This window comes from Pseudooceanicola aquaeponti (assembly GCF_050897975.1).
In the GTDB taxonomy this organism is placed as follows: Bacteria; Pseudomonadota; Alphaproteobacteria; order Rhodobacterales; family Rhodobacteraceae; genus Pseudooceanicola.
On the sequence record NZ_JBPAXY010000006.1, the window covers coordinates 265,980 to 289,981 of the forward strand.

The 24,002-nt window shown below is 68.3% G+C and carries 23 protein-coding genes; 19 read left to right on the forward strand and 4 right to left on the reverse strand.

Features of this window, described 5'->3' with window-relative positions; all coding sequences use genetic code 11:
• The first annotated feature begins 43 nt into the window (after nt 1-43).
• Together ACRARE_RS16205 and ACRARE_RS16210 are read left to right on the forward strand one after the other, a co-directional pair.
• Nucleotides 44-1,399: a BamA/TamA family outer membrane protein gene (locus tag ACRARE_RS16205; RefSeq protein ID WP_432657495.1), complete on the forward strand. Its 1,356-nt coding sequence runs from the start codon at nt 44-46 to the stop codon at nt 1,397-1,399.
• 98 nt (nt 1,400-1,497) lie between these two features.
• Complete coding sequence (locus ACRARE_RS16210) at nt 1,498-1,941, forward strand: hypothetical protein (RefSeq protein ID WP_432657496.1); 444 nt, start codon at nt 1,498-1,500, stop codon at nt 1,939-1,941.
• Nucleotides 1,942-2,012: 71 nt separating this feature from the next.
• On the opposite strand, the gene ACRARE_RS16215 is transcribed toward ACRARE_RS16210, so the two are convergent.
• Both ACRARE_RS16215 and ACRARE_RS16220 read right to left on the reverse strand, forming a co-directional pair.
• The gene (locus tag ACRARE_RS16215) at nt 2,013-2,657 is read right to left on the reverse strand and encodes a response regulator transcription factor (RefSeq protein ID WP_432657497.1); all 645 of its coding nucleotides are present in this window, start codon (nt 2,655-2,657) and stop codon (nt 2,013-2,015) included.
• A 104-nt stretch (nt 2,658-2,761) separates the two neighbouring features.
• Complete coding sequence (locus ACRARE_RS16220) at nt 2,762-4,771, reverse strand: hybrid sensor histidine kinase/response regulator (protein ID WP_432657498.1); 2,010 nt, start codon at nt 4,769-4,771, stop codon at nt 2,762-2,764.
• A 510-nt stretch (nt 4,772-5,281) separates the two neighbouring features.
• Here ACRARE_RS16220 and ACRARE_RS16225 point away from each other — a divergent pair.
• From ACRARE_RS16225 to ACRARE_RS16280, 12 genes are all read left to right on the forward strand, one after another.
• A complete protein-coding gene (locus ACRARE_RS16225; protein ID WP_432657499.1) occupies nt 5,282-6,784 on the forward strand; it encodes a BapA/Bap/LapF family prefix-like domain-containing protein in 1,503 nt (500 codons plus the stop codon).
• 2 nt (nt 6,785-6,786) lie between these two features.
• Nucleotides 6,787-6,924: a hypothetical protein gene (locus tag ACRARE_RS16230; RefSeq protein ID WP_432657500.1), complete on the forward strand. Its 138-nt coding sequence runs from the start codon at nt 6,787-6,789 to the stop codon at nt 6,922-6,924.
• A gap of 688 nt (nt 6,925-7,612) precedes the next feature.
• Nucleotides 7,613-8,776 carry an ABC transporter substrate-binding protein gene (locus tag ACRARE_RS16235; protein ID WP_432657501.1) on the forward strand — a complete coding sequence of 388 codons (1,164 nt, stop codon included), beginning with the start codon at nt 7,613-7,615 and terminating at the stop codon, nt 8,774-8,776.
• Nucleotides 8,777-8,835: 59 nt separating this feature from the next.
• Nucleotides 8,836-9,696: a branched-chain amino acid ABC transporter permease gene (locus ACRARE_RS16240; protein WP_432657502.1), complete on the forward strand. Its 861-nt coding sequence runs from the start codon at nt 8,836-8,838 to the stop codon at nt 9,694-9,696.
• A 1-nt stretch (nt 9,697) separates the two neighbouring features.
• Nucleotides 9,698-10,648 carry a branched-chain amino acid ABC transporter permease gene (locus ACRARE_RS16245; RefSeq protein ID WP_432657503.1) on the forward strand — a complete coding sequence of 317 codons (951 nt, stop codon included), beginning with the start codon at nt 9,698-9,700 and terminating at the stop codon, nt 10,646-10,648.
• A complete protein-coding gene (locus ACRARE_RS16250; RefSeq protein WP_432657504.1) occupies nt 10,635-11,381 on the forward strand; it encodes an ABC transporter ATP-binding protein in 747 nt (248 codons plus the stop codon). The genes ACRARE_RS16245 and ACRARE_RS16250 overlap by 14 nt, the downstream gene beginning before the upstream one ends.
• Complete coding sequence (locus ACRARE_RS16255) at nt 11,374-12,084, forward strand: ABC transporter ATP-binding protein (RefSeq protein ID WP_432657505.1); 711 nt, start codon at nt 11,374-11,376, stop codon at nt 12,082-12,084. Before ACRARE_RS16250 ends, ACRARE_RS16255 begins: the two co-directional genes overlap by 8 nt.
• Before the next feature lie 11 nt (nt 12,085-12,095).
• A complete protein-coding gene (locus tag ACRARE_RS16260) occupies nt 12,096-13,334 on the forward strand; it encodes a cytochrome P450 (protein WP_432657506.1) in 1,239 nt (412 codons plus the stop codon).
• Between the two features lie 12 nt (nt 13,335-13,346).
• A complete protein-coding gene (locus ACRARE_RS16265; protein ID WP_432657507.1) occupies nt 13,347-13,670 on the forward strand; it encodes a 2Fe-2S iron-sulfur cluster-binding protein in 324 nt (107 codons plus the stop codon).
• Nucleotides 13,670-14,836 carry an NAD(P)/FAD-dependent oxidoreductase gene (locus tag ACRARE_RS16270; RefSeq protein WP_432657508.1) on the forward strand — a complete coding sequence of 389 codons (1,167 nt, stop codon included), beginning with the start codon at nt 13,670-13,672 and terminating at the stop codon, nt 14,834-14,836. Before ACRARE_RS16265 ends, ACRARE_RS16270 begins: the two co-directional genes overlap by 1 nt.
• 16 nt (nt 14,837-14,852) lie before the next feature.
• The gene (locus tag ACRARE_RS16275) at nt 14,853-15,377 is read left to right on the forward strand and encodes a MarR family winged helix-turn-helix transcriptional regulator (protein ID WP_432657509.1); all 525 of its coding nucleotides are present in this window, start codon (nt 14,853-14,855) and stop codon (nt 15,375-15,377) included.
• 146 nt (nt 15,378-15,523) lie between these two features.
• On the forward strand, nt 15,524-16,204 hold the full coding sequence (locus tag ACRARE_RS16280) for a dihydrofolate reductase family protein (RefSeq protein WP_432657510.1): 681 nt from the start codon (nt 15,524-15,526) through the stop codon (nt 16,202-16,204).
• A 63-nt stretch (nt 16,205-16,267) separates the two neighbouring features.
• Here ACRARE_RS16280 and ACRARE_RS16285 read toward each other — a convergent pair whose 3' ends face one another.
• Nucleotides 16,268-17,485, reverse strand: coding sequence for an FAD-dependent oxidoreductase (locus ACRARE_RS16285; RefSeq protein ID WP_432657511.1), 1,218 nt, complete (start codon nt 17,483-17,485; stop codon nt 16,268-16,270).
• A 103-nt stretch (nt 17,486-17,588) separates the two neighbouring features.
• Here ACRARE_RS16285 and ACRARE_RS16290 point away from each other — a divergent pair, with 103 nt between their 5' ends.
• The 3 genes from ACRARE_RS16290 to sthA all read left to right on the forward strand — a co-directional run bounded on the left by ACRARE_RS16290 (nt 17,589) and on the right by sthA (nt 21,217).
• Nucleotides 17,589-18,209: a TetR/AcrR family transcriptional regulator gene (locus ACRARE_RS16290; protein ID WP_432657512.1), complete on the forward strand. Its 621-nt coding sequence runs from the start codon at nt 17,589-17,591 to the stop codon at nt 18,207-18,209.
• A gap of 214 nt (nt 18,210-18,423) precedes the next feature.
• A complete protein-coding gene (locus ACRARE_RS16295; protein ID WP_432657513.1) occupies nt 18,424-19,527 on the forward strand; it encodes a hypothetical protein in 1,104 nt (367 codons plus the stop codon).
• A 298-nt stretch (nt 19,528-19,825) separates the two neighbouring features.
• Entirely contained in the window at nt 19,826-21,217 is a 1,392-nt protein-coding gene (sthA, locus tag ACRARE_RS16300; protein ID WP_432657514.1) for a Si-specific NAD(P)(+) transhydrogenase, read from the forward strand.
• 139 nt (nt 21,218-21,356) lie between these two features.
• On the opposite strand, the gene ACRARE_RS16305 is transcribed toward sthA, so the two are convergent.
• On the reverse strand, nt 21,357-21,671 hold the full coding sequence (locus tag ACRARE_RS16305) for a DUF6476 family protein (protein ID WP_432657515.1): 315 nt from the start codon (nt 21,669-21,671) through the stop codon (nt 21,357-21,359).
• On the opposite strand from ACRARE_RS16305, the gene ACRARE_RS16310 reads away from it, so the two are divergent.
• Together ACRARE_RS16310 and rpoH are read left to right on the forward strand one after the other, a co-directional pair.
• On the forward strand, nt 21,670-22,722 hold the full coding sequence (locus ACRARE_RS16310) for an RluA family pseudouridine synthase (protein WP_432657516.1): 1,053 nt from the start codon (nt 21,670-21,672) through the stop codon (nt 22,720-22,722). The two genes, ACRARE_RS16305 and ACRARE_RS16310, sit on opposite strands and share 2 nt — an antisense overlap.
• A gap of 299 nt (nt 22,723-23,021) precedes the next feature.
• Nucleotides 23,022-23,918, forward strand: a complete 897-nt coding sequence (gene rpoH / locus ACRARE_RS16315; protein WP_432657517.1) for an RNA polymerase sigma factor RpoH — start codon at nt 23,022-23,024, stop codon at nt 23,916-23,918.
• Nucleotides 23,919-24,002: the final 84 nt, after the last annotated feature.

Consider the following 24,002-nt stretch of genomic DNA (forward strand, 5'->3'; position numbering starts at 1 on the left):
GATCTGCCCCGGGGCGCGCGGGCCCAGAATAGGGAAGAAAGACGTGCATCTGCTGCCAGAACTGCCCGAGGGCGGGCGCGGGACCCCGCGCGCCCTGCGCTCCAGCACCGTGTTTGCCAGCGCCCTGGCGCTGACGGCTGTCGGCCTGTGGAGCCTGGCTGTCGTGCTGCCCGATCCCGCCGCCGCGGCGCCGGTGATGCGCGCGGTCGAGGTGCGCGGCGCCCAGTTCATCCCCGAGGCCGACATCCAGGCCACCTGTGGCGTGGAACCCGGCATCGACTACTGGGACGAGGAACTGCGCGCCATCGAAAGCTGCCTGATGCTGACCGGGGTCTTCGAGACGGTCACGGTCCTGCGCGAGGGCGAGGTGCTGGTGATCGAGGTGGTCGAGCTGAATAGCCGCCCCGGCCGGATCGAAGCGACGCTTCAATGGGACAGCGAGGCGGGCGGCATGGCTGGCCTGTCCTTCGAGCGCTACAATCTGCTGCCCGACATCTACGGCGCGCTCAGCCTCAGCTACAACGCCGAGGCGGCGCGGCTGAAGGGCTCTCTCTACCGGGCCGATGCCTTTGGCGAGAGCCTGGACTGGGGCCTCGACCTCTACGGGCTGCGGTCGGACTATGACGATGCGGCCTATGCGGAGGAAGGGGCCCGGATCGAGCCCTACCTGGCCTGGACGCCCGCGCCGGGGCTGCGGGCCGAGCTGGGCCTGGGCTATCGCGGCTATCGCATGTTCGACGTCGATCCGGCGGCCAGTGCCCTGTTGCTGGCCGAGGAAACCGACTGGATCGAGGCGCCCTATCTGCGGGCCAGCCTGGAATGGCGCACCCCCGAGCCGGAAGAGGGGCAGGCGGCCTATGCGGTGCGTCTGACGCAATATGCCTGGAACCTGGGCAGCGGCGAGGCCCTGCTGGACAGTCGCCTGGCGCTGGATGCCCGCTGGCCCCTGGGCGCAGGCACCCGGCTGCTGGCGGGGCTGGACGCCGGGGCGGTCTGGGGCGCCAAAGGCAACGATACCCGCGCCATCGACCGCTTCTATCCCGGCGCCGCCAGCTTCCGTGGTTTCGCGCCCCGGGGCCTGGGCCCCCGCGATGCGGGGGATGCCCTGGGGGGGATGAACTACGCCGTGGCCTCGCTGGAGGTGCAGCGCGACTTTGCCGCGCTTGGCGGGCGCGAGCTGCGCGGCGGGGTCTTCGTCGACATGGGCGGCGCCTGGGGGCTGGAGAACACCCTGGGCGGCAGCATCGACGATGATTTCCATCTGCGCAGCAGCGCCGGGGTCTCGGTCAGCTTCGATGTCGGCCAGGTGCCGGTGTCGCTGTATCTCGCGACACCGATTGAACGGCAAAGCGGGGATCGGGCCCAGGCCTTCGGGATCAGCATCGCGACACGTTTCTAAGGGGCATATTCTAAAGTATTGGTTGAAAGTTGGAGGCTAATACGTAAGGTGGTAATGCGCCTGCGGCGCGTCCCGTCCCTGCGTTGCGGAGTCCTGCCATGTTCCTGTCCCGTCGTACCCGTCCCGAAGCCATGGCAGGCGCCCCGCCGCTGCCCATGGGGCTGCCGGCCCGCGATGTTCTGATCCTCGCGGATTGGCAAGAGGTGCCGCAGGCGCTTTCCTTCCCGGGCTCGGGCCTGAAAACACAGCTGGCCCAATGCCCGACCGCCGCCGAAGCGCTGGCCCTGGTGCTGGAGCGGGGGATTGATCTGGATGCGGTGGTGGTGGAAACCGATGTCTTCGGCGCGCCGGAAGAGGCCGCCGATTTCTGTTTCTCGCTGCGCCGCCTGGCGCCCTGGGTCTGGATCCTGGCGCTGGAAAGCGAGCTGTGGGAGGACGAGGGGATGTTGCAGGTGCTGGGCGCCTGCGACTTTTTCCTGCCCCGTCAGGCCGGGCCGCTGCGCATCCATGAGGTGCTGATCCAGAACGCGCCGGCCTCTTGATCGGGGCGCGTGATCGGGTCTGTTGATCCGCTGCCCCGAGGCCGCGCCGCAGGGCGCGGCGGGGCTGGGGGTCAGATCAGGCCCAGATCCTGGGCCACGATCACCGCCTGGGTGCGGTTGCTGGCGCCCAGTTTCGAACAGATCGACTTCACATGCATCTTCACCGTGGCCTCGGCCAGCGACAGGTCGGCGCCGATCTCGCGGTTCGACTTGCCCTCGCCCAGCAGGTCCAGCACCGTGGTCTCGCGCGCCGACAGGGGCGAACTGGTGGCCTCGCGCGAGCGGGTGCGCACCGGGCCGGTCTCGATCAGCTCGACCGGGATATAGCGCCCCCCCGCCGCCATGAAGCGCACCTCATTGGCCAGGTCCTTGAGGCTGGTGGTCTTCAGCACGATACCGGCGGCGCCCATCTGCAACACGTCCGACACCACCGCCGGGGTGGGGTTGCTGGTCAGCAGCGCGACCGGCTTGTCCGCGTTATGTTCCATCGCCTTGCGCAGCCCGGCGGTGCCCTCCATGCCCGGCATGTTCAGGTCGATCAGCGCCAGGTCGAAGGGCCCGTCGCTGTCCATGCTGGCCAGGGCCGCCGCCAGATCGGGCGCGGTCTGGGCCGCCATGTTGGGCTGGTTCGACAGGAACTGCTCGAACATCTCAAGGACCATCACATGGTCGTCGGCGACCAGGATGCGAAGGGGAGACGGGGTATCGGTGGTCATGTCTTTGCTCTTCTCGGAAGGGTCTGCCGCAACAGAGAGCGAGGCGCCGGGGCCAGCGATCTGAAGCCCGAGCTATAGCACGGGTCGGTGCTGCTGCAACACTCTCAGCCGTCCCCTGCGGTCAGCGTCTCGATCGCCTGGCTGCTGTCGCGCAGCGCCGCTTCCAGGGCTTCGGTCAGGGGTGTCAGGTCGGTCTCGCCGCGTTCCACCGCCAGTTCCAGCTGTCGCAGCGCCTGTTCCAGGCGGCTGAGCCCGGTCAGGCTGCTGGCGCCGGTGGCGGCGTGCAGGCGTCGCCCGGTGTCGGGCTGCACACCGCTGCGGCGCAGGCCCTGGGCGACCTCGGCGGCCTCGTCACGGGCGCGGGTCATGAAGTCGCGGGTGCCCTTGGGGCCGAACTGGTCCAGAAGTTCGTTCACCACCGGACGGGCCAGCGCGCCCGTGGTGTCGGCGGAAGGTTCGGCCGGATCCGGCGCCTCGGCCGGGGTGCCGGGGGCCTTTAGGGCTTCCAGGATGGCGGTGCGCAAGGCCGCCGGGCGGATGGGTTTTTCCAGCACCTTGACGATTCCGGCCTCTTCGCAGGCCTGGCGCAGCCGGTCGTCCACATGGGCGGTCAGGCCCAGAACCGGCCCGTGCCAGTCCAGTGCGCCCGAAGCCCGGGCGGCGCCGATCCGCTGGGCCAGTTCGAAGCCGTTCATATAGGGCAGGGTCATGTCGGTCAGCACCAGGTCGAGGGTGGCGCGGATCTCTTCCCGGTCCAGCAGGGCCAGCGCTTCCATGCCGTTGCCGGCGGGGTGGACGCGGGCGCCGGAGGCGCGCAGCACCTGAAGCAGCCAGTCCCGGCTGGAGGGGCTGTCTTCGACGATCAGCAGCGTCAGCCCGGCCAGTGGCGCCGGGCCGCGCGGTGCCTCTGCGGCGCGCGGCGGCGGGGCGCTGCGCGGCGTGCCTGCCGACAGGCTGAAGCGGGCGCGCAGGATGGTGCCCAGAACCTGGCTGCCCTCGGGGGCGCTGCCGGGCAGGGCGCTGCCGTCCGGGGCGCGGTCGAAGACGGCCAGTTCGCCCCCCAGCTGTCGCAGGGCATGGGCCAGCACGTTCAGCCCCGCCGAGGGGCGGCTGTCGGTGGGATGGGCCACCGGTGGCAGGGCAATGGTGCCCGACTGACCCAGGGCCTCGTTCAGCTGCGCCTTGCGCTCCAGCGGCAGACCGCCGCCCTGGTCGCGGACCTCCAGCGTGACGGTGACCCGGGGGGCGCTGGCGCCCGGGGCCTGGGGCTCGGGCATGCAAGTCAGGCGGATATCGACGCGCGCGCCACCGTATTTCGCCGAATTGTCGATCATGTTCTGGAACAGGGCGCGGACGAACCGCACCGGCCCGTGCAGCCAGACATCCTCTGCGGGATCCAGCGCAACGGCGATCTCGGCGCCGCGCTGGCGCAGGATCGGGGCGACCATGGCCAGCAGGCTGCGCAGCTCTTCGGTCAGGCAGAAATCCTCGTCGGGCTGAAGCCCGGCCACGCCGCTGGCGCCGCGAATGACGTTCAGCACGTTGTCGATATGATCCAGCGCCAGTTCCGCCGCCCGGCGCATCTGGTCGGCGCTGCCCGCCCCGCCGGTTCCGGCGCCGCTTTCGGCGATGGCCAGCAGGGACTGGATCGGGGTGCGCAGGTCATGGGCCACCCGCATCAGCGTGGCGGACCGCGCCCGGTTGCGCAGCCAGACGGCCTCGTGCTCGCTTTCCGCCAGGCGCAGCAGATAGCCGTCGGCAGGGCCAAGCGGCAGATGCACCAGTTCGCCTTCCAGCGGCTGGCCCGCGCGGGTGCCCGACAGCTGGGCGCTGCCCGCGGCGCGGGCGCGCGCCACGCAGGCGGGCCAGTCGAACAGGGTTGTCAGCGCCTCGGTGTCGAGGGACATCTGATTGGCCGGGGCATTGGCCAGCAGGATCTCGGCCTGGTCGGAGGCCAGCACCACCGCCCGCCGGTCGGTGGCGATCATCCGCGCCACGGTCTGCAACAGCGGCCGCACAGAGGCGGCGGCAAGGGGGCGCAGATCCTCAGGCACGCGGGCCGGATCCGGGCGCGCCGGTCGGTCCTGCTGCGGGGCGGGGCGGTCGGATGTCATGAGAGCCTGCCTCCTTTCGTTGTGCCCATCATGGGCGAAAGTGGGGATGCCCCCCGGCTTTAATGCCGCTCCCTGGCGCCGAGGACAATAGAGCCGAGAAAGATTCGCCGGGGGGACGTTTGTCTGAGGCGGCGTGGAGCGGAAATTACTACTGAAGTATGTATTCCTGCGCGCTGAGACTGCCTGAGTTTTCGCCGGTGTTTTGTGGCAGCTTGGGGCGAGGCTGGAGGTCGGGGCGGCGAGAGGTGAGCGGGATTTGTTTGGGGGAGCTGTTTATCTATCTGAAATTAAAAATTTATTGTGGGTCTTGGGTGTTTTTAGGTCCGGTCGGGCCCTTCTGGGTCATGCCTCCGAGATGCGGCGGGCCTGAGCGCAGGGGTGGGGCAGGCCGCAAAACCTCTTGATGCTATCTCGAAAGTATGTGTTAAACAGCCTTAAGCATGGATGTGTGTCGTGTGTGCTGTGCTGGGAGCGGGCGTGTCAGGCCCAAAGCTATGAGAGGTGGTTAAAATGGCTATTACGAAAATTCAGGCTGGCGATGCGGTGCCGGTCAAGATCGACGCGGAACGGATCGATGTCGAACGCTACGGGCGGGATGGCACGGATCTGATGATCTACATGAAGAACGGTGAGCAGATCCTCGTCGAGGATTACTACAGCAATACCCCCAACGAATCCATTCACAGCCTGATCTTCGACGGTGAAGAGGTGGCGGCCGAGGGTCTTGGCGGTGCGATCTCGGATGAAGGTCTGGCGGCCATGGCCGGTGCGGGCATCCTTGGTCTTGCAGCCCTGGGTGGGGGCGGTGGCTCCAGCGACAGTGACGGCGACGGTGGCGGTGACGGCGGTGGTGATGGCGGCGGCGACGGTGGCGGTGATGGCGGCGGCGACGGTGGCGGTGATGGCGGCGGCGACGGTGGCGGTGATGGCGGCGGCGACGGCGGCGGTGATGGTGGCGGCGACGGCGGCGGTGATGGTGGCGGCGATGGCGGCGGCGATGACGCTGTGCAGGGCGTGCTTGACCCGCTGATCGGCGCCGAGGGTCTGCTGGGCGGTCTGACCGCAGATGGCGGCCTGCTGGGCCCTGTCACCGGATCGAACGGCCTTCTGGGCGGTCTGCTGGGGGCAGGCGGCCTGCTGGGCGGGACGGTGACCGGCCTGGTCGGGACCCCGCTGATCGGCGATGGCGTGGTCAGCCCCGAGGTCGGCCTGCTGGATCCGCTGCTGGCCGATGGGGGCCTGCTGGGCGATGTGACCGGCAATAGCGGCCTGCTGGGCAGCGTGACCGGCTCCGAAGGTCTGGTCGGCTCGCTTCTGGGGAGTGACGGCCTGCTGTCGCCCGTGACCGGCGCCGATGGCGTGGTGGGCGGCCTTCTGGGGACGGGCCTGCTGGGCGAAGGCGGCGAGGCCGCCCCGGCGGATGACGGTCTTCTGGGTGGCCTGCTCGGCGACGAGGGCCTTCTGGGCGGCCTGCTGGGCGGTGACGGCGGCCTGCTGGACGGCGTCCTGGGCGACGAAGGTCTGGTCGGTGGCCTGCTGGGCGGCGACGGCGGCCTGCTGGACGGTGTCCTGGGGGACGAAGGTCTGGTCGGCGGTCTGCTGGGCGGTGAGGCTGGCCTGCTGGACGGTGTCCTGGGGGACGAAGGTCTGGTCGGTGGCCTGCTGGGCGGCGACGGCGGCCTGCTCGGCGGTGAGGGCGGCCTGTTGGGTGGTGTCCTGGGCGAAGGCGGCGCGGTCGATGAACTGCTCGCCAGCCTCGGCGCCGAAGACGGTATCCTCGATCCGGTCCTGGCCGATGGCGGCCTGCTGGGCGATGTGACCGGCAACTCGGGCCTGCTGGGCGATGTGACCGGTTCTGACGGGGTCGTGGGGGACCTCGTCGCGGATGGCGGCCTGTTGGGGGATGTCACCGGGCACGACGGCCTGCTGGGCGAGCTGACCGGCGCGGGTCTGCTGGATGACGGCACCGGCGGGGGGCTGCTTGACGGTCTGCTCGGCGGCGACGAGGCCTGATCATGGAGGGCGCAGGGCATCGCGACGATACCGACCGGGCCCTGCGCCACGTCTTCCGGCGCTCGCGGGCAGAGCGGATGCTGCCCGTCGTCCTGGCCTCCCTTCTGATCCTGTTGCGGGACGCCGGCCCCTGGTCGTGACGCCTTCGGGCGGGCCGGGGGCGGCGTGAGGTGTGTTCTGCGGGTCGCCGGCTGGCGCGAGCAGTGTTCAGGTGTCACCCCCCGTGCACACCTGGGCGGGTCCGGTCCTTACCCTGGCCGGATCCAGTGACGGGGTGGCCTGCACACGGGCCATGCCGAGAGGAGCAGGCAGCGACCAGCCAAAAGACCACCTCTCGCGGTCTGCTCCTCATCCCTTTCTGTTCAATTGCAATTGGGGACCCGGGCCGGGTCCCTTTCCCTTTGGGGGCGGGCGCGCCGCACCTGTGCCTTGGCGCGCGGTCTGCGGTGAAAGGCGGCGGCCCGCCTCAGGGCGCTGCTGGCCTTCCCAGGCTTCGGCAGGGCCTTGGTGCGTGACGAAGGTCCGTCCAGAGGGCTGATTTCAAATGACATTCTCTCTTCCTCTGGCCGCCCGTATTTCGGGTTGAGAATCCAGTTGACATGACAACGGACTTCGGGGACCCTGAAGTCGGTTGATCCGTCAACCGGCATGGATCCGCGAAATCGTTCCCCAGGAGGAAATCGGAACGGCTTTCGCAATCTGCCCTGCGTCGCGGGGGGAAGGGATCCAGGCGGCCCGCAGAGGGGAGGTTCTCTTCGGGCCGGAACGGGGCTGCATCGCAGGCCCGGAAACGCAGCGGCCTTGGGAGGGGCCGCAAAGGGAGGAAACATGACCAGAACCCACCTAGCACTCGGGCTTGCCCTGGGGCTCTTCAGCCTGTCCGCCGCCCAGGCGGAGACCGTCAAAATCGGGGTGATCACCCCCTTCTCGGGGCCCTTCGCGCAATATGGCACCCAGTACCAGCAGGCCATCGAGGTCTATCAGGCCCTGCACGGCACCAGTGCCGGGGGCCATGAGATCGAGTTCATCTACAAGGACGTGGGCGGGCCGAACCCCGACCAGTCGCGCAGCCTGGCGCAGGAACTGCTGATCCGCGAGCGGGTCGACTACCTGGCGGGCTTTACCTTTACCCCCAATGCCCTGGCCGTGGCGCCGATCATTGAGCAGTCGGAAACGCCGACGGTGATCTTCAACGCCGCCACCTCGTCGATCAACCGCGAAAGCGACTTCTTCCTGCGCACCAGCTATACCCTGTGGCAGGTTTCGGCGCCGATGGCCGACTGGGCCTATGACCAGGGGATCCGCACGGTGGCCACCACGGTGACCGACTATGGCCCCGGCATCGACGCCGAAAGGGCCTTCGAGGCGGCCTTTACCGCCAAGGGGGGCGAGGTGGTCGACAAGATCCGGATGCCGCTGTCGACGACCGATTTCACGCCCTTCCTGCAACGGGTGCGCGATCAGGCCCCCGATGCGGTCTTTGCCTTCCTGCCCGGTGGCCCGCCCACCTTCACCTATACCAAGACCTATAACGAGAACGGTCTGAAGGACGAGGGCATCCGCTTCCTCGGCACGGCCGAGACGGAAGAGACCAACCTGCAAGGCTTCGGCGATCTGGGGTTGGGTCTGACCACGGCCTATCACTATTCGGCCGCCCATCCCTCGCCCGAGAACGAGGCCTTCCTGGCCAAGCTGGCGGAACTGCATCCCGACGCGGTGGCCAACTGGGCCTCGGTCGGCGCCTATGACGGGGTGCATCTGCTGTACCAGATGATCGCGGCGGCGGGCACCGATGGCCCGGCGGCGGTCGAGGCGGCCAAGGGGCTGGCCTGGGAAAGCCCGCGCGGGCCCATCGAGATGGACCCCGACAGCCGCACGGTGATCCAGAACGTCTATATCCGCGAGGTCGAGCGCAACGCACAGACCGGCCTGCTGGAAAATGCCGAGAAGGGCATCATCGCCACCGTGGGCGACCTCGGCTGGGACCAGTGATCCTTTCCCCGCGGGCGGTCGGCTGATCGCCCGCGGGGCCCTCCGGATCGGATGAAATCATGTCATTACTGCTTAATATCGCCGTGGACGGGATCGCCTACGGGATGATCCTTTTCATGATCGCGGTCGGCCTGTCGGTGACCATGGGGCTGATGCGGGTGATCAACCTGGCCCATGGCGGCTTTGCGATGATCGGCGGCGCCCTGGCCCATTGGCTGGCGCTGGATCTGGGGCTGGGCTTCTGGGCTGCGCTGCCGCTGGCGGTGGCGGGCACCATCGCCCTGGCCCTGCCGCTGGAGCGGCTGATCTACCGCCGTATCTACGGCTTCGGCGACCTGCAACAGGTGCTGGCCACCATCGGCCTGACCTTCCTGATGATCGCCTCTGTCAACCTGTGGCAGGGCTCGACCCTGCTGAACGTGCCGCTGCCCCAGGGCATGACGGCGCCGGTCGACCTGGGCTTTCGCACCCTGCCGCTGCACCGGCTGGTGGTGATCGCCCTGGGGCTGGCGGTGATCGCGGGCCTGTGGGCGCTGATCGACCGCACCCGCTTTGGCATCCGCCTGCGCGCGGCGGTGGACAACCGCGCCACCGCCTCGGCGATCGGCATCGACACCGGGAGGATCTATATGCTGACCTTCGGTCTGGGCGCCGGGCTGGCGGCCTTGGGGGGGATCTTCGGCGCGGAACTGCTGCCGATAGATGCCTATTACCCGCTGCGCTACATGGTGCTGTTCCTGATCGTGGTGGCCGTGGGCGGCATGGGGTCCATCCCCGGCAGTTTTGCCGCCGCCCTGGGCCTGGGCCTGGTCGAGACCGCCGCCCGCTATCTGCTGCCTGACATGGCCACCATCACCTTCTTTGCCCTGGTCATCGCCCTGCTGGCGATCCGGCCCCAGGGCCTGCTGGGGAGGGTCTGAGATGCGCCGTTTCCTGCCTTTCGTTCTGCTGGCTGCCGGGGTCGCGCTGTTCTTCCTCTTTCCCTACAACCTGGCCTTCGTGACCCGGATCGTGATCATGATCGTCCTGGTCCTGTCTATCGACCTGGTGCTGGGCTATGCGGGCATCCCGACCCTGGGCCAGGCTGCGATGTATGGCGCGGGGGCCTATGCGGCGGGCCTTTTCGCTATCCACGTCTGGGCCGATCCGGTGACCGGGCTGCTGGTCGGCGGTGTCGCGGGGGCCGGGCTGGCCCTGGTCTCGGGCCTGGTGCTGATGCGCACCCAGGGGCTGACCCTGATCATGCTGACCATCGCCGTGGCGCAGATCTGCGCCGAGATCGCCAACCGCGCCCGCGACATCACCGGCGGCGCCGACGGGCTGCGCGGCATTCGGATGCAGCCGGTGCTGGGCCTCTTCGAGTTCGATTTCATCGGCCAGACCGGATACTGGTACGCCCTGGCCGTGGCGGCGCTGGTCTTTGCCGGACTGTCGGTGCTGGTGCGCTCGCCGTTCGGCCTGTCCCTGCGCGGCATCCATGAAAGCCCCCAGCGGATGGAGGCGATCGGCGCGCCGGTCTACCGCCGCCGGGTCACCGCCTATACCATCGGCGGGGCCATCGCCGGTGTGGCCGGGGCGCTGACCGCGCAGATCACCCAGCTGGTCTCGCTGGAGACCTTCGCCTTTGCCCTGTCCGCCGAGGCGCTGATCATGCTGATCCTGGGCGGCACCGGGCGCCTTTACGGCGCGGTGATCGGCACCTTCGTCTTCATGTGGGTGCATCACACCGCGGCGGCCAACGATCCCTTCAACTGGCTTTTCGTCATCGGCGCCCTGGTGCTGGCGGTGGTCTTCTTCCTGCCCTCCGGGGTGATCTCGGCGCCGCGCGCGCTGACCCGTCTGCTGAAAGGAGACCGCGATGAACGGGCTTGAGGTACGGGGGCTGTCCAAGCGCTTCGGCGGGCTGACGGTGTCAGAGGATATCGACTTTGACCTGCCGCCGGGGGCGCGCAAGGCGCTGATCGGGCCCAACGGGGCGGGCAAGTCGACCTTCGCCAATCTGGTGACCGGCATCCTGCGTCCCTCGGGCGGCACGATCCGCTTTGACGGGCGCGACATCGGCGCCCTGAACGAGGCGGCGCGGGTCAAGCTTGGCATCGCCAAGACCTTTCAGATCACCACGCTGTTCCCCTCGCTGACGGTGCGCGACAACCTGCGGATGCCGGTGCTGGAACGCCAGGGGCTGGGCGGGCGGATGCTGCGCCGGGCCCAGGGCGACGCGGCGGTCGAGGCCGAGGTGCAAGAGCTGCTGGAGCAGTTCGAACTGGCGCCCCTGGCCGAGACCCCGGTGGCGGATCTGGCCTATGGCCAGCAACGGCTGGTGGAACTGGCCCTGACCCTGGCCCTGCGGCCGCGCGTCCTGATCCTGGACGAACCCGCCGCCGGGGTGCCGTCAAGCGAGACCCATCTGATCACCGAGGCCATCGACCGGCTGCCCGCCGATCTGGCGGTTCTGGTGATCGAACATGACATGGACCTGGTCTTTCGCGTGGCCTCTTCCATCGTGGTGCTGGTCGCGGGCCACATCCTGACCGAGGGCACGCCGACCGAGATCGCGGCGCATGACCAGGTGCGCGAACTTTATCTGGGGGCGGGCCATGGCTGATCCTGTGCTGAACCTTTCCGGCGTCACGGCGGGCTATGGCCCGACCCATGTGCTGCGCGGCATCGACCTGTCGCTGGGGGCGGGCGAACGGCTGGCGGTGATCGGGCGCAACGGGGCGGGCAAGACCACGCTTCTGGCCACGATCATGGGGTTGACCCGGCTGCACGGCGGGCAAATCCGCCTGAAGGGGCGCGGCATCGAGGGGATGAAACCCTTCCGCCGCAATGCCGCCGGTCTGGGCCTGGTGCCGCAGACCCGCGACGTTTTCCCCTCGCTGACGGTCGAGGAAAACCTGCTGGCCGCCCTGCGCGGCGATGCGACCCTGGAAGAGGCCTACGCCCTTTTCCCCCGGCTGAAGGAACGGCGCCGCAACGGCGGCGCGCAGCTGTCGGGCGGCGAGCAGCAGATGCTGGCCATCGCCCGAACCCTGATGACCCGCCCAGAGGTGCTGCTGCTGGACGAACCGCTGGAAGGCCTGGCGCCGGTCATCTGCGAGCAGCTGATGCAGGTCTTCGAGGATCTGGCCCGCGACGGGCGCCGCAGCGTCGTTCTGGTGGAACAACATGCGCAGGCGGCGCTCGGCTTCGCCACCCGCGCCGTATTGATGGCCAATGGCCGCATCGTCTTTGACGGGGCGGCGGCCGAGCTGAGAGACAACCCCGAGCTGCTGCACCGCCATGTGGGTGTCGGCATCGAGGCATGAGGAGGACCGACATGGAAGAGACCACCGCAGAGATGATCGAAGGCCACCGCCGCATCACCCCGCCCCCGGGTATGCCGGTCTGGGATATCGACCCCTTCGACGAGGCCATCCTGGCCGATCCCACACCCTATTACGCCGAGCTGCGCGCGCGCGGTCCCGTTGTCTTTATCCCGCGCTTCTCGGTGCTGGCCTGTGGCCAGTACGAGACCACCCACAAGGTCTTTACAGATCACGAGACCTTCGTGTCGTCGCGCGGCGTCGGCCTGAGCGATTTCAAGGTCGTGCCGCCCTGGCGCCCGCCGTCGATCATCCTCGAGGCCGATCCGCCCGAGCACACCCGCACCCGCCGGGTGATGTCGCGCGCCCTGTCGCCCAAGGTGGTGAAGACCCTGGCGGATATGTTCGCCGAGACCGCCGAGGCGATGGTGGATGCGCTCCTGGCTCAGGGCAGCCTCGAAGGCGTGGTGGATTTCGCCGAACGTTTCCCCGTCTCGGTCTTCCCCCGTGCCGTGGGCCTGCGCGACGTGGATCAGCGCAAGCTGGTGGACTACGGCGCCTGCGTCTTCAACGCCATGGGTCCCGACAACCGCCTGCGCCGCCAGGCGCTGGAGCGCACCCAGGACATCGCGCCCTGGATCATGGCCGCCTGCGCCCGCGACCGGCTGACCCCGGACGGCATCGGCGCGATGATCTATGCCGATGCGGACGAGGGCACGATCACCGCCGACGAGGCCGCGATGCTGGTCCGCTCGCTGCTGTCGGCGGGGGTGGACACCACGGTGACCGGGATCGGCAACGCCCTTTACTGCTTTGCCGAGAACCCCGGTGAATGGGACCGGTTGCGCGCCGATCCCTCGCTGGTGCGCCCGGCCATTGAAGAGGTGCTGCGCTATACCTCGCCCGTCCATACCTTCGGCCGCACCGCCGGTCAGGCGACCGAGATTGCAGGCTTCCCGGTCGAGGAGGGGACGAAGATCCTCTGCACCCTGGGATCGGCCAACCGCGACCCCGAGAAATGGGGCGATGCCGACGCCTTCCGCATCGACCGCAAGCCCGTGGGCCACATGGGCTTTGGCGCGGGCATCCACGGCTGCGTCGGCCAGAACATCGCCCGCGGCGAAATGGCCGCCGTGCTGACCGCCATGCTGCCCCGCGTCGCCCGGATCGAGTTTGACGGCACGCCCGTCTGGCGCCCGAACAACGCGATCCACGCCCTCGACCGGCTGCCCCTGAAACTGATCCCCGCCTGAGGAGGCCCCCCAATGGTCAAAGTGACCTTCATCGACCACGACGGAACCCAAACCACGCTGGAGGCCGCGGAGGGCGACAGCGTGATGGAAACCGCCATCGCCAACGGCATCGACGGGATCGTCGCGGAATGCGGCGGCTCGATGATGTGCGCCACCTGCCACTGCTACGTGGATGACGCCTGGATCGAGCGCACGGGCACCCGGTCGGAAAGCGAGGACGACATGCTGGACAGCGCGGCGTCCGAGGTGAAACCCACCTCGCGCCTCTCCTGCCAGATCCGCCTGGGCGCCGATCTGGACGGTCTGGTCGTCCACCTGCCCGAAGAGCAGATCTGATGCGGGTGGTGATCGTCGGCGCGGGCCAAGGCGGGCTTCAGGCCGCGATGAGCCTGCGTCAGGAAGGCCACGAGGGGCCGATCACCCTGATCGGCGCCGAGCCGGGGTTGCCCTATCAGCGCCCGCCGCTGTCCAAGGCCTATCTGAAGACCGGCGAGGCGGCCAAGCTGACCCTGCGCCCCGAGGCCTTTTTCGACAAGGCCGGGATCGACCTAGTCAGCGATACCCGGATCGACAGCATCGACCGCGCCGCCCGTCAGGTCCGCGCGGGGGATCGGGTCTGGGCCTATGATCACCTGATCCTGGCCACCGGCACCCGCAACCTGCGCCCGCCCATCCCCGGCCTTTCCCGGGCGCTGGATCTGCGCAGCCTGGCCGACGCCGAACGCCTGCGCGCCGCCCTGGCCGGGGCAAAGGCGCCTGCGGTGATCGGCGGCGGTTTCATCGGGTTGGAGTTTACCGCCGTGGCGCGGGGGCTGGGCTATCCGGTCACCCTGGCCGAGGCCGCGCCCCGGCTGATGGCCCGCGCCGTTTCCCCCCAGATGTCGGCCCGTTTCACCGAGAAACACGCCGAGCTGGGCACCGACATTCGCTTGGGCCAGCCGGTGGTCGAGGTGACGGGCGAGGGGCTGTGCCTGGGCGACGGCACCCAGGTGCCCGCCGATCTGGTGCTGCTGGCGGCGGGCGTCCTGCCCAATACCGAACTGGCCGAGGCCGCCGGGCTGACCCTTGACAACGGGATCGCGGTGGATGCGCAGCTGCGCAGCTCGGATCCCGCGATCTCGGCCCTGGGCGATTGCGCCAGCTTCCCCGAGGCCCGCCGTGGCCGCCGGGTGCGGCTGGAAAGCGTGCAGGCCGCCACCGATCACGCCCGCGCCATCGCCAAGCGGCTGGTGAAGGGCGACGACAGCCCCTATGCCGCCGTGCCCTGGTTCTGGTCCGATCAGGCGGATTGGAAATTGCAGATCGCGGGCCTGGCCCAGCCGACCGATGCTGCCGTCACCGCGCCCTCGGGCGCGATCCTGCGCTTTGACGGGCCGAATTTGTCGGCGGTCGAGAGCGTCAACGACGCCAAGACTCACATGACGGCGCGCAAGCTGCTGCGCGATCTGCCGCCCGACCGTGACACCCTGGACGCGATTGGATATGACCTGACGCGGATCTGAGACGAAGAGGCAGGCGATGAACGACACGGCAGGGAAGGCGGCGCGGTTGTCCAGCCCGGTGAAGGACCGGGACGGGGTCACCGTGATCGACATCCGCAACTATGCCCCCTTCCTGATCAACGTCGTCTCCAACGCCTGGCAGCGCCGCACCTCGCCGATCTATCGGGCGCGCTTCGGCCTGGGCATCTCGGACTGGCGGGTGCTGTCGATGCTGAACATCGAGCCGGGCATCACCGCCAACCGCGTCTGCGAGGTGATCAGCATGGACAAGGGCGCCGCCAGCCGTTCGCTGCGGACCCTGCATGAGGGCGGTTATATCACCTACGAGGCCTCGCCCACCGATGACCGCAAGCGCCGCTGGTGGCTGTCGGACAAGGGCCAGGCGACCCATGACCAGATCCTGGCCATCGCCCTGGGCTGCGAGGGCGAGATGCTGGACGGCGTCGCGCCGCAGGATCTGGAGGTGTTCTTGCGGGTCATGCGCCAGCTGGCGGGCAACCTGGACCAGGGCGAAAAGCCGCGGGCCGAGCGGCGCGACTAGGCGGCGCGCGCGCCCCAACCCCGGCCCGGTTTCATGAGCAGGGGTCATCGCTGTCAGAACCCGGCGGCCCTGTCCGCACGGGTCCTTCTGCCCTAGATACCCCTGACGCGGGGCCTGTCCCGCGTGCGCATTGACAGGGGCCGCCCATGACACCTCCGCATATCATCTGCCACATGATCACCTCGCTGGACGGGCGGCTGGCGACCGAGCGCTGGCCGGTCTCGGAAGAGACCTTGCTGGAGATCTACGATCAGGCCGCCGCCGAGATCGCTGCCGATGGCTGGATCGTCGGGCGCGCCACCATGGCCGAGTTCATGCAGACCGGCGCGCCTGGGATCTCCGAAACCCCACGCCCGCGCCCCGATCAGCCGGGGCGGGCGGCGGGGCGGCGTCTGGGGATCTGCTTTGACCGGCTGGGCCGCCTGCGCCCCGAGGGCGAGGATCTGGAGGGCGATCACCTGGTCCTGGTGCTGTCCGAGCAGGTGTCCGACGCCCATGTGGCCTATCTGACCGGGATGGGCATCTCGGTTTTCTTCTCGGGCCCCGAGGGGGACGCACTTGGCCCGGCGCTGGCGCGGATCGGGGCGGCCTTCGGGGTGCACCGTCTGCTGCTGGAAGGGGGCGGGCAGTTGAACGGGGCCTTCCTGGCCGCCGGGCTGATCGACGAGACCAGCACCCTGATCTATCCGGTGGTCGATGGTCAGGGCGGGGTGCCCGCGATCTATGACCACGGCGGCGCCACTACGGCGGGCGCGCTGGAGCTGATCTCGACCCAGACGCGGGACCATGGGGTGGTCTGGCTCCGCCACCGCCTGGCGCGGGGCTGACGCGAAAACCCCGCCCCGCCGGGCAGGCGGGACGGGGCCGAAGATGGGCGCGGCAGGGCGCGCTCAGGCGACGTGCAGTTCCGACAGGGCCAGGGTCTGCACCTCGGAATCCGCCAGATAGTCCTTTTCCATCGTCACCTTCAGGAAGGGCGTGTGGTCGAAGACCAGATCGCGCAGCACCGCCGCCGGGGTCGGCAGGGCGTGGAACATCCGGCCCAGCTTGCGCGCCAGTTCGACGTGATGGTTGCAATAGGTCACCCGTTCTTCGTCGTAGCGGGCAAAGCCCGCCTTGACCGTCTGGGCCGTCAGATCCTGCCCGCCCAGGGCACGCATCAGGTAATAGCCGTCCTCGATGGCCATCCCCATCCCGTAGGCGGCATAGGGCGAGACCGGGTGCACTGCATCGCCGATGCCCGCCGCGCGGCCCTTGGTGTAGCCGGGCAGCGAGGGGCGGTTGTAGACCTCCCAGCGGAACATGTTGTTGGCGAAATCCGTCGCATCGGGGAAGCGCGGCAGCGGGTCGGCAAAGCCCGAGACGATGGCGCGCACATGGGCCTCGGCGTTTTCGGGCACCGGCGCCGTGGGCGAGGATTTCTCGACCACCCACCATTCGAACCCGGGCTTGCCGTCATGCAGCATCGGGAAGAAGGACGCCTGCTTGTGCCGCGAATGGCTGATCGCGCCCAGGTTCGGCGGCACGCCCTCGATCTGGGGGCACCAGGCCAGCCAGACCCGCACGCCGACGTGGAACAGACCGGGATCGCCAAAGGCCTGTTCCGTCACCTTCGAGCGGATGCCATCGGCGCCGATGATGATGTCGCCCTCGACGCTTTCGCCGTTCTCGAAATACGCGGTGACCGTGTCGCCGGTCTCTTCATAGCGGTCCAGGGCATGGCCGGGGATCAGGATCCCCTCGGGCAGCAGATCCAGCATCTTGGCGAAGGCGTTCGAGCGCAGCATCCCGTAGTGCCAGCCCGGAATGCCGGTCTTCTCCTCGACCAGCGGGTTGAAGGGCAGGTTGGCGCGCACCTTGCCGCGGGCATTGCGGAACTCGGTCCGGGTGTAAGACCCGAAACCCTCTAGGTCGATGCCATAGTGGCGCAGCACCGCCAGCACCGGCACCGACAGCAGCACGCCGCCGCCGATCGGCTTGGGGTCGGGGGTGCGCTCGTACAGGCGCACGTCATAGCCCTGTTTCAGCGCCGCCAGCGCGGTGGACACGCCGCCGGGGCCCGCGCCAATGATCACGACCCGACGTCCGGGCCTCCAGGTCTCTGTCATGATGTCTCCTCCAGCCGCCTCCTCTGGCGGTCTGGAAAAACTAGAATACGGATTCTTATTTGTAAAGATGGACCCCGTCGCGCCGCTTGGATAGCCTGCGCCCATGGTGCAGCAATTCATTCAGCCGGTTCAGGCGCGGTCGCGTAAATCCTTCGAGAAAATGGTCTCTGCGGGGGCGGAACTGATCCGCCGCAGCCCCGATGGCAGCTTCTCGATTCAGGAGCTGGCCAAGCTGTCGGGAACCTCTGTCGGCGCGATCTATCAGCGCTTCGGCAACAAGGAGACCGCCAGCGTGGTGATCCACAGCGCGATCCTCGACCGGATGGACGAGGAGGCGGCGGCACTGTTCGCGCCGGGCGATGCCCTGACCCCCGAACAGGCGGTGGAGGAGGCGGTGCGCCGCTTCTGCCAGCACACCAGCACGCATCGTGACGTGCTGCGCGGCATGGTCATGCAGGGCGAGGCGCTGCCCGAGTCGCGGGCGCGGGGCCTGGAAAGCTCGCGCCGGATCGGCCAGCTGTTCCATGGTTTCCTCGCCCATTACTTGGGCCCGGATCCGGCCCGGCACGAGATGGTCTTCCGCATGGTCTATGGCCTGGTCTGGCGCCAGATCTTCGAGGACGAGGGCAACGAATATGTCGTGCCCCTGACCGCCGAGGCGGTGATCGCCGAGACCGCCGAGATGGCGCGCCGCTATCTGCTGGACGGCCCCGGCGCGCGCTGAGGCCCGGGCAGAGACGCGCGCGACGGTCCCGGCAGGCCCGACGGGCCGGGGGAAATAATCAGAACCTGAATTCTTCTTTGTATCACTCCCGTGAATGGCTGGGATTGATGCAATGCGTTTTTCGAATGGTCTATCCCGCCCCTATGTTCAGCCCATCCGCGTAACCCGCCTCGAGGAGGAGGCCGGAGCGCGTCGAGTGGATTGGGAGGACATCATGAAAAGCACCCTTTGGGGCGCCGCGCTTGCCGTGGCCCAAGTATCTTGCGCCGTGGCTCAGGACGGCCCGCCGCCGGGGGCCATGCCGCCGGGCGGAATGCCGCCCCCGGGCGCGATGGCGCAGATCAACCTGGGCAATGCAGGGCTGATGGCCTCTTACTACAACGCCGACTACTTCGGCACGGTGCAGTTCCGCTCGGGCAACGGCCGCGCCGCGATCGGTGCCGCCGATGAGCCCGGCGCGCCGCAGTCGGGCTACAAGGACAAGGCCACCTCGCTGGTGGTGCCGCTGAACCTGATGCACGCGCTGCCCGATGGGCAGTCCTACCTGCGCTTCAACCTGACCGGCACCCTGGCCGATGGCGCCGATGAGCTGGTCGAGATGGACGGGCCGATCACCCGGCTTGAGGCGCAGTATCTGACCTTCCCCGATCCCAACACCATGTATGCCGCCGGGATCTTCGTCGAGAAGACCGACCTCGAGATCATCGGGGCGGGCACCCTGGTGCGCGAAGGCATCGGCCTGCGCTTCGACATGCTGAAGAAGTTCAACGATCATTGGGGCATGTCCGCCCGCGCCGAGTACTCGTGGGGCGAAACGGATCTGTCGCTGGACATCGGCCCGGGCATGGTTCTGCAACACGTCCAGGGCGACGACCGGCTGTATCTGCAAACCGAACTGGTCGGCACCTTCACCGCCGAGGACAGCGGCATGGTGCCCCAGGGTTGGGTGATGCACCCCGCCTTTGGTGCCTTGTTCCAGCGCAGCTATCTGGAAACCACCGCCAACAGCTTTGGCGCGCCGTCGTCGGGCGTTGTGGGCGATACCGAAGACTACGGTCTGATCTGGGGGCACCTGCGCTACGAGAAGAAGGTGGCGCCGGGGCAATGGGCGCCGAACTTCACCCTTGGCCTGGAACATGAGGTGGTCAACGACCTGGACGCCCTGACCCAGGACAGCACCTTTGCGGTGATCGGCGCGGGCGTTTCGCGCCAGCAGATGAACGGCAACCGGGTGGACCTGTCGGTGCTGCGTCACCAGGGGCTGAGCGGCGAAAGCTACAGCCAGACCCTGCTGGCCGCCTTCATCATGAACTTCTGAGCGCCGCCCCAGCTGGGGCGGCCTCTCTGTAGCGGGCTGGACCTCGGCCGGTTCCGTTGCCAGCGCCGCGCGATCGGGGGACGATCGCGCGGCGATTTGCGTTCTGCGCGGCCCTTTGCGCCCGAGGCGTGCCGGTGACGCGCCGGCCGAATTGCCCAATTGATGTGCGCGGCCTGTAACCGCTTCCTAACATCTTTGGCCGCAGGAAAGATCGCGGCCCGTCGCGCCCCCGGCGCGGTTGCGACAAGGCGGCAAAGCCGCTTGGCTTGACCCGGGACAGAGGAAGGATGCGCGTCAGATGGACAGGATCGACATGCTGGTGATCGGCTCCGGCCCCGCCGGGCGGCGGGCGGCGGTGCAATCGGCGAAGCTGGGGAAATCCGTGCTGGTGGTGGACAAGGGGCGGCGCCTGGGCGGGGTTTCGGTGCATACCGGCACCATCCCGTCAAAGACCCTGCGCGAGACGGTGCTGAACCTGTCGGGCTGGCGCGAGCGCGGGTTCTACGGTCAGGGCTACCGGGTCAAGCAGGACATCGGCGCCATCGACCTGATGCAGCGGCTGCACAAGACCCTGGATCACGAGGTCGAGGTGCTGCAACACCAGTTCATGCGCAACATGGTCCGCTCTGGCTTTGGCGAGGTGCGGTTTCTGGATGCCAACACCGCCGAGATCCGCACCGAGACCGGCGAATGCACCCTGGTCGAGTTCGACAAGGCGCTGGTGGCCACCGGCACCCATCCCTACCGCCCCGCCCATATCCCCTTCGACCGCAAACGCGTCTTCGACAGCGACGAGATCCTGGAGCTGGAGCGGATCCCGCGCACCATGACGGTGATCGGCGGCGGGGTGATCGGGGTGGAATATGCCACGATCTTCTCGGCGCTGGACGTGCCGGTGACCCTGATCGAGGCGCGCGACGAGATCCTGAACTTCGTCGACCGCGAGATCGTCGACGATTTCATCCACCAGATGCGCGACCGCGGCATGACCATCCGCCTGGGCGCGAAAGTGAAACAGGTCACCACCGGCACCACCGGGGTGGATGTGGAACTGACCGACGGGCGGCGCATCCGATCCGACACGCTGCTGTTTGCCGCCGGGCGGGCAGGGAACGTAGAGCGGCTGAACCTGGCCGCCGTGGGGCTGGAGCCCGACAGTCGCGGGCGGCTGAAGGTCGATCCCCATACCTTCCAGACCGAGGCCGAGAATATCTATGCCGCCGGGGACGTGATCGGCTTTCCGGCGCTGGCCTCCACCTCGATGGAGCAGGGGCGGGTGGCGGCCTGCCATGCCTTCGGCGTCTCGCCCCCGCCGCCGCCCGCGACCTTTCCCTATGGCATCTATGCGGTGCCCGAGATCTCGACCGTGGGCCAGTCCGAGGAAGAGGTGCGCGCCAGCGGCGAGGCCTATGAATGCGGCATCGCGCGGTTCCGCGAGACCTCGCGCGGGCATATCATGGGGGTCAACACCGGCTTTCTGAAGCTGATCTTTTCGCTGAAGTCGCGGCGGTTGCTGGGGGCGCATATCGTGGGTGAGGGGGCGACCGAGCTGATCCATATCGGCCAGGCGGTGATCAACCTGGGCGGCACGGTGGATTTCTTTGTCGAGAACACCTTCAACTATCCGACTCTGGCCGAGGCCTACAAGGTGGCGGGGTTGGATGCCTGGAACCGGATGGGCGCCAGCTAGGAGGGTGTGCCCGTGGCGGGCGGGGCGGTTGAGTATTTTTAGCCCGGTGAAAGAGCAGGGGGGGAGCGAGGCGGGTGCGGACGGCGCCCTGTGAGGGGCGAGGGGAACCGCCCCTGGCCTACGTCCGGCACCAGGGCGTTCAGTCGGCGAGCGTGACGGGGACGGTCTGGCGCAGGGCGCCCGTGGCGTCGAAGATCAGGATCTCTTGATCGGCGGTGACCACGGCGGTCCAGCCGCGGCCCCGGGTCACGGCCTCGGCGTGGGCGCCTGCGGGCAGGGTGATCTCGGCGGGCATCGCAGGGGCAGGCGGGCGCGCAAAACGGATGACAACCAGCCCGACCAGCGTTATCAGCCCCAGGATCATCACCACCAGAAGCGTTGTCACCAGGCGGCGCAGCAGACGCAGGCCGGGCGGTTCCGCCCCCTCCGCCGCCGCAGGAAGGTCTTTGTCCATGTCCGAGTCCATCTCCGAGATCTCCTCCGGCGCGCCCTTGTCGGTGCGGATCGGGGCCAATCCGCCCGGCCGTCTTGATAAGGCGCTTTCGCGCGATGTGCCAGAGGAGGCGGCCCTGTCGCGCACCCGGCTGGCGCGGCTGATCACCGAGGGGCAGGTCAGCCGCGCGGGTGTGGTGCTGAGCGATCCCAAGGCCAAGGTGGCCGAGGGGGACGTGCTGGAGATCGTGCTGCTGCAGGCGGTGGAGGTCGAGGCGCGGCCGCAGGGGATCCCCCTCGATATCGTCTATGAGGATGACGAGATGGTCATCGTCAACAAGCCCGCGGGGATGGTGGTGCATCCCGCCCCCGGCTCGCCCGATGGCACGCTGGTCAATGCCCTGCTGGCCCATTGCGGCGACAGCCTGTCGGGGATCGGTGGCGAGAAGCGCCCCGGCATCGTGCATCGGATCGACAAGGAGACCTCGGGCCTGCTGGTGGTCGCGAAGTCCGACCGCGCGCATCACGCCCTGGCCGCCCAGTTCGAGGCCCATACCGCCGAACGCGCCTATCTGGCGCTGTGCCACGGGGTGCCCGATCCGTCGGATCCGCGTCTGCGCGGGGTGCGGGGGGCGTCCTTCGAAAGCGGGGGCGTGTTGAAGATCACCACCCAGCTGGACCGGCACCGCAGCGATCGGCAGAAACACGCGGTTTATTTCGACCGCGGGCGCCATGCGATCACCCGGGCGAAACTGTTGCAGACCTTCGGCACGCCGCCCGCCGTGGCGCTGGTGGAATGCCGGCTGGAGACCGGGCGCACCCATCAGATCCGCGTGCACATGGCCCATGCGGGCCATGCGCTGGTCGGCGATCCGGTCTATGGCGGCAAGCGCAAGGTGTCGGAACGCGCCCTCGGCGTCGCGGGCGCCCAGGCGGTCACCCGCTTTCCCCGTCAGGCGCTGCACGCCGCCGTCTTGGGGGTGGAACACCCCGTCAGCGGCGACTGGCTGCGCTTCGAGGCGCCGCTGCCCGAGGATATGCAGGCCCTGCTGGACGCGCTTCCGGCCAATTGAGCGGCCCTTGGCGCCCGGGGCGCGGCGGGGTTCCATGTGCCTCAGCGCGCGCAATGCGGTTTTGCGCACGAAGATGTGCGCCAATGCGAGGGCGCTTTGTCTTGTGCCGACCCGGGCGGCGGCGGTAATCTGATCTCAACAGCGGGCCCTTGCCACCGTTATCCAACGGGATCCGGGGCCTGGAACGTTTACCTCCCGTCAGGGTTTGCATGACAGATGCTTGAACCCGCGGCCCTGCGCTCCCATGTAGATGTTAAGCTCATTTACATGAGGCGGGGAAACCTGGGAAGGACAGAGAGTTGAGTAACTATGCCAATCTGCCGGCTCCGACGCCGGAAGGCGGTCTGAACCGCTACATGCAGGAGATCCGCAAGTTCCCGATGCTGGAACCTGAGGAGGAATACATGCTCGCCAAACGCTGGGTCGAGCAGGAAGACACCGCCGCCGCCCATAAGATGGTCACGTCCCACCTGCGCCTGGCGGCGAAGATCGCCATGGGCTATCGCGGCTATGGCCTGCCTCAGGCCGAGGTGATTTCCGAGGCCAACGTGGGCCTGATGCAGGCCGTGAAGCGCTTTGACCCCGAGAAGGGATTCCGCCTGGCGACCTATGCCATGTGGTGGATCCGCGCCTCGATCCAGGAATATATCCTGCGGTCCTGGTCGCTGGTGAAGCTGGGCACCACCAGCGCGCAGAAGAAGCTGTTCTTCAACCTGCGCAAGGCCAAGGCCCGCATCGGCGCCCTGGAAGAGGGCGACCTGCGTCCCGAACACGTCAAGCAGATCGCCAATGATCTGGGCGTGACCGAGGACGAGGTGACCTCGATGAACCGCCGCATGGCGGGGTCTGATGCCTCGCTGAACGCCACGGTGGGCTCGGATGCCGACAGTACCATGCAATGGCAGGACTGGCTGGAAGACGAGGATGCCGACCAGGCCGGGGATTACGAGGCCCGGGACGAGCTGGACGCCCGCCGCGCCCTGCTGGCCGAGGCCATGGATGTGCTGAACGACCGCGAGAAGGACATCCTGTCGCAACGCCGCCTGTCGGAAGAGACCGTGACCCTGGAAGACCTGTCGGCGAAATACGACGTCAGCCGCGAACGGATCCGCCAGATCGAGGTGCGCGCCTTCGAGAAGCTGCAAAGCCGGATGCGCGAACTGGCCTCCGAGAAGGGGATGATGGCCCAGGCCTGACCTTGTCGCCCGCGACCGAGGGTCCGCTCTCTTTGGACCCTTAGCCCGTGATCCCTCCCATTCACGGAAAAAGGCCGCCCCTCG

Bases quoted from the DNA above. Each gene is read 5' to 3' on its own strand.
- ACRARE_RS16210 (WP_432657496.1), top strand. From the start codon at position 1,498: ATGTTCCTGTCCCGTCGTACCCGTCCCGAAGCCATGGCAGGCGCCCCG.
- ACRARE_RS16215 (WP_432657497.1), bottom strand. From the start codon at position 2,657: ATGACCACCGATACCCCGTCTCCCCTTCGCATCCTGGTCGCCGACGAC.
- ACRARE_RS16220 (WP_432657498.1), bottom strand. From the start codon at position 4,771: ATGACATCCGACCGCCCCGCCCCGCAGCAGGACCGACCGGCGCGCCCG.
- ACRARE_RS16225 (WP_432657499.1), top strand. From the start codon at position 5,282: ATGGCTATTACGAAAATTCAGGCTGGCGATGCGGTGCCGGTCAAGATC.
- ACRARE_RS16230 (WP_432657500.1), top strand. From the start codon at position 6,787: ATGGAGGGCGCAGGGCATCGCGACGATACCGACCGGGCCCTGCGCCAC.
- ACRARE_RS16235 (WP_432657501.1), top strand. From the start codon at position 7,613: ATGACCAGAACCCACCTAGCACTCGGGCTTGCCCTGGGGCTCTTCAGC.
- ACRARE_RS16240 (WP_432657502.1), top strand. From the start codon at position 8,836: ATGTCATTACTGCTTAATATCGCCGTGGACGGGATCGCCTACGGGATG.
- ACRARE_RS16245 (WP_432657503.1), top strand. From the start codon at position 9,698: ATGCGCCGTTTCCTGCCTTTCGTTCTGCTGGCTGCCGGGGTCGCGCTG.
- ACRARE_RS16250 (WP_432657504.1), top strand. From the start codon at position 10,635: ATGAACGGGCTTGAGGTACGGGGGCTGTCCAAGCGCTTCGGCGGGCTG.
- ACRARE_RS16255 (WP_432657505.1), top strand. From the start codon at position 11,374: ATGGCTGATCCTGTGCTGAACCTTTCCGGCGTCACGGCGGGCTATGGC.
- ACRARE_RS16260 (WP_432657506.1), top strand. From the start codon at position 12,096: ATGGAAGAGACCACCGCAGAGATGATCGAAGGCCACCGCCGCATCACC.
- ACRARE_RS16265 (WP_432657507.1), top strand. From the start codon at position 13,347: ATGGTCAAAGTGACCTTCATCGACCACGACGGAACCCAAACCACGCTG.
- ACRARE_RS16270 (WP_432657508.1), top strand. From the start codon at position 13,670: ATGCGGGTGGTGATCGTCGGCGCGGGCCAAGGCGGGCTTCAGGCCGCG.
- ACRARE_RS16275 (WP_432657509.1), top strand. From the start codon at position 14,853: ATGAACGACACGGCAGGGAAGGCGGCGCGGTTGTCCAGCCCGGTGAAG.
- ACRARE_RS16280 (WP_432657510.1), top strand. From the start codon at position 15,524: ATGACACCTCCGCATATCATCTGCCACATGATCACCTCGCTGGACGGG.
- ACRARE_RS16285 (WP_432657511.1), bottom strand. From the start codon at position 17,485: ATGACAGAGACCTGGAGGCCCGGACGTCGGGTCGTGATCATTGGCGCG.
- ACRARE_RS16290 (WP_432657512.1), top strand. From the start codon at position 17,589: ATGGTGCAGCAATTCATTCAGCCGGTTCAGGCGCGGTCGCGTAAATCC.
- ACRARE_RS16295 (WP_432657513.1), top strand. From the start codon at position 18,424: ATGAAAAGCACCCTTTGGGGCGCCGCGCTTGCCGTGGCCCAAGTATCT.
- sthA (WP_432657514.1), top strand. From the start codon at position 19,826: ATGGACAGGATCGACATGCTGGTGATCGGCTCCGGCCCCGCCGGGCGG.
- ACRARE_RS16310 (WP_432657516.1), top strand. From the start codon at position 21,670: ATGTCCGAGTCCATCTCCGAGATCTCCTCCGGCGCGCCCTTGTCGGTG.
- ACRARE_RS16305 (WP_432657515.1), bottom strand. From the start codon at position 21,671: ATGGACAAAGACCTTCCTGCGGCGGCGGAGGGGGCGGAACCGCCCGGC.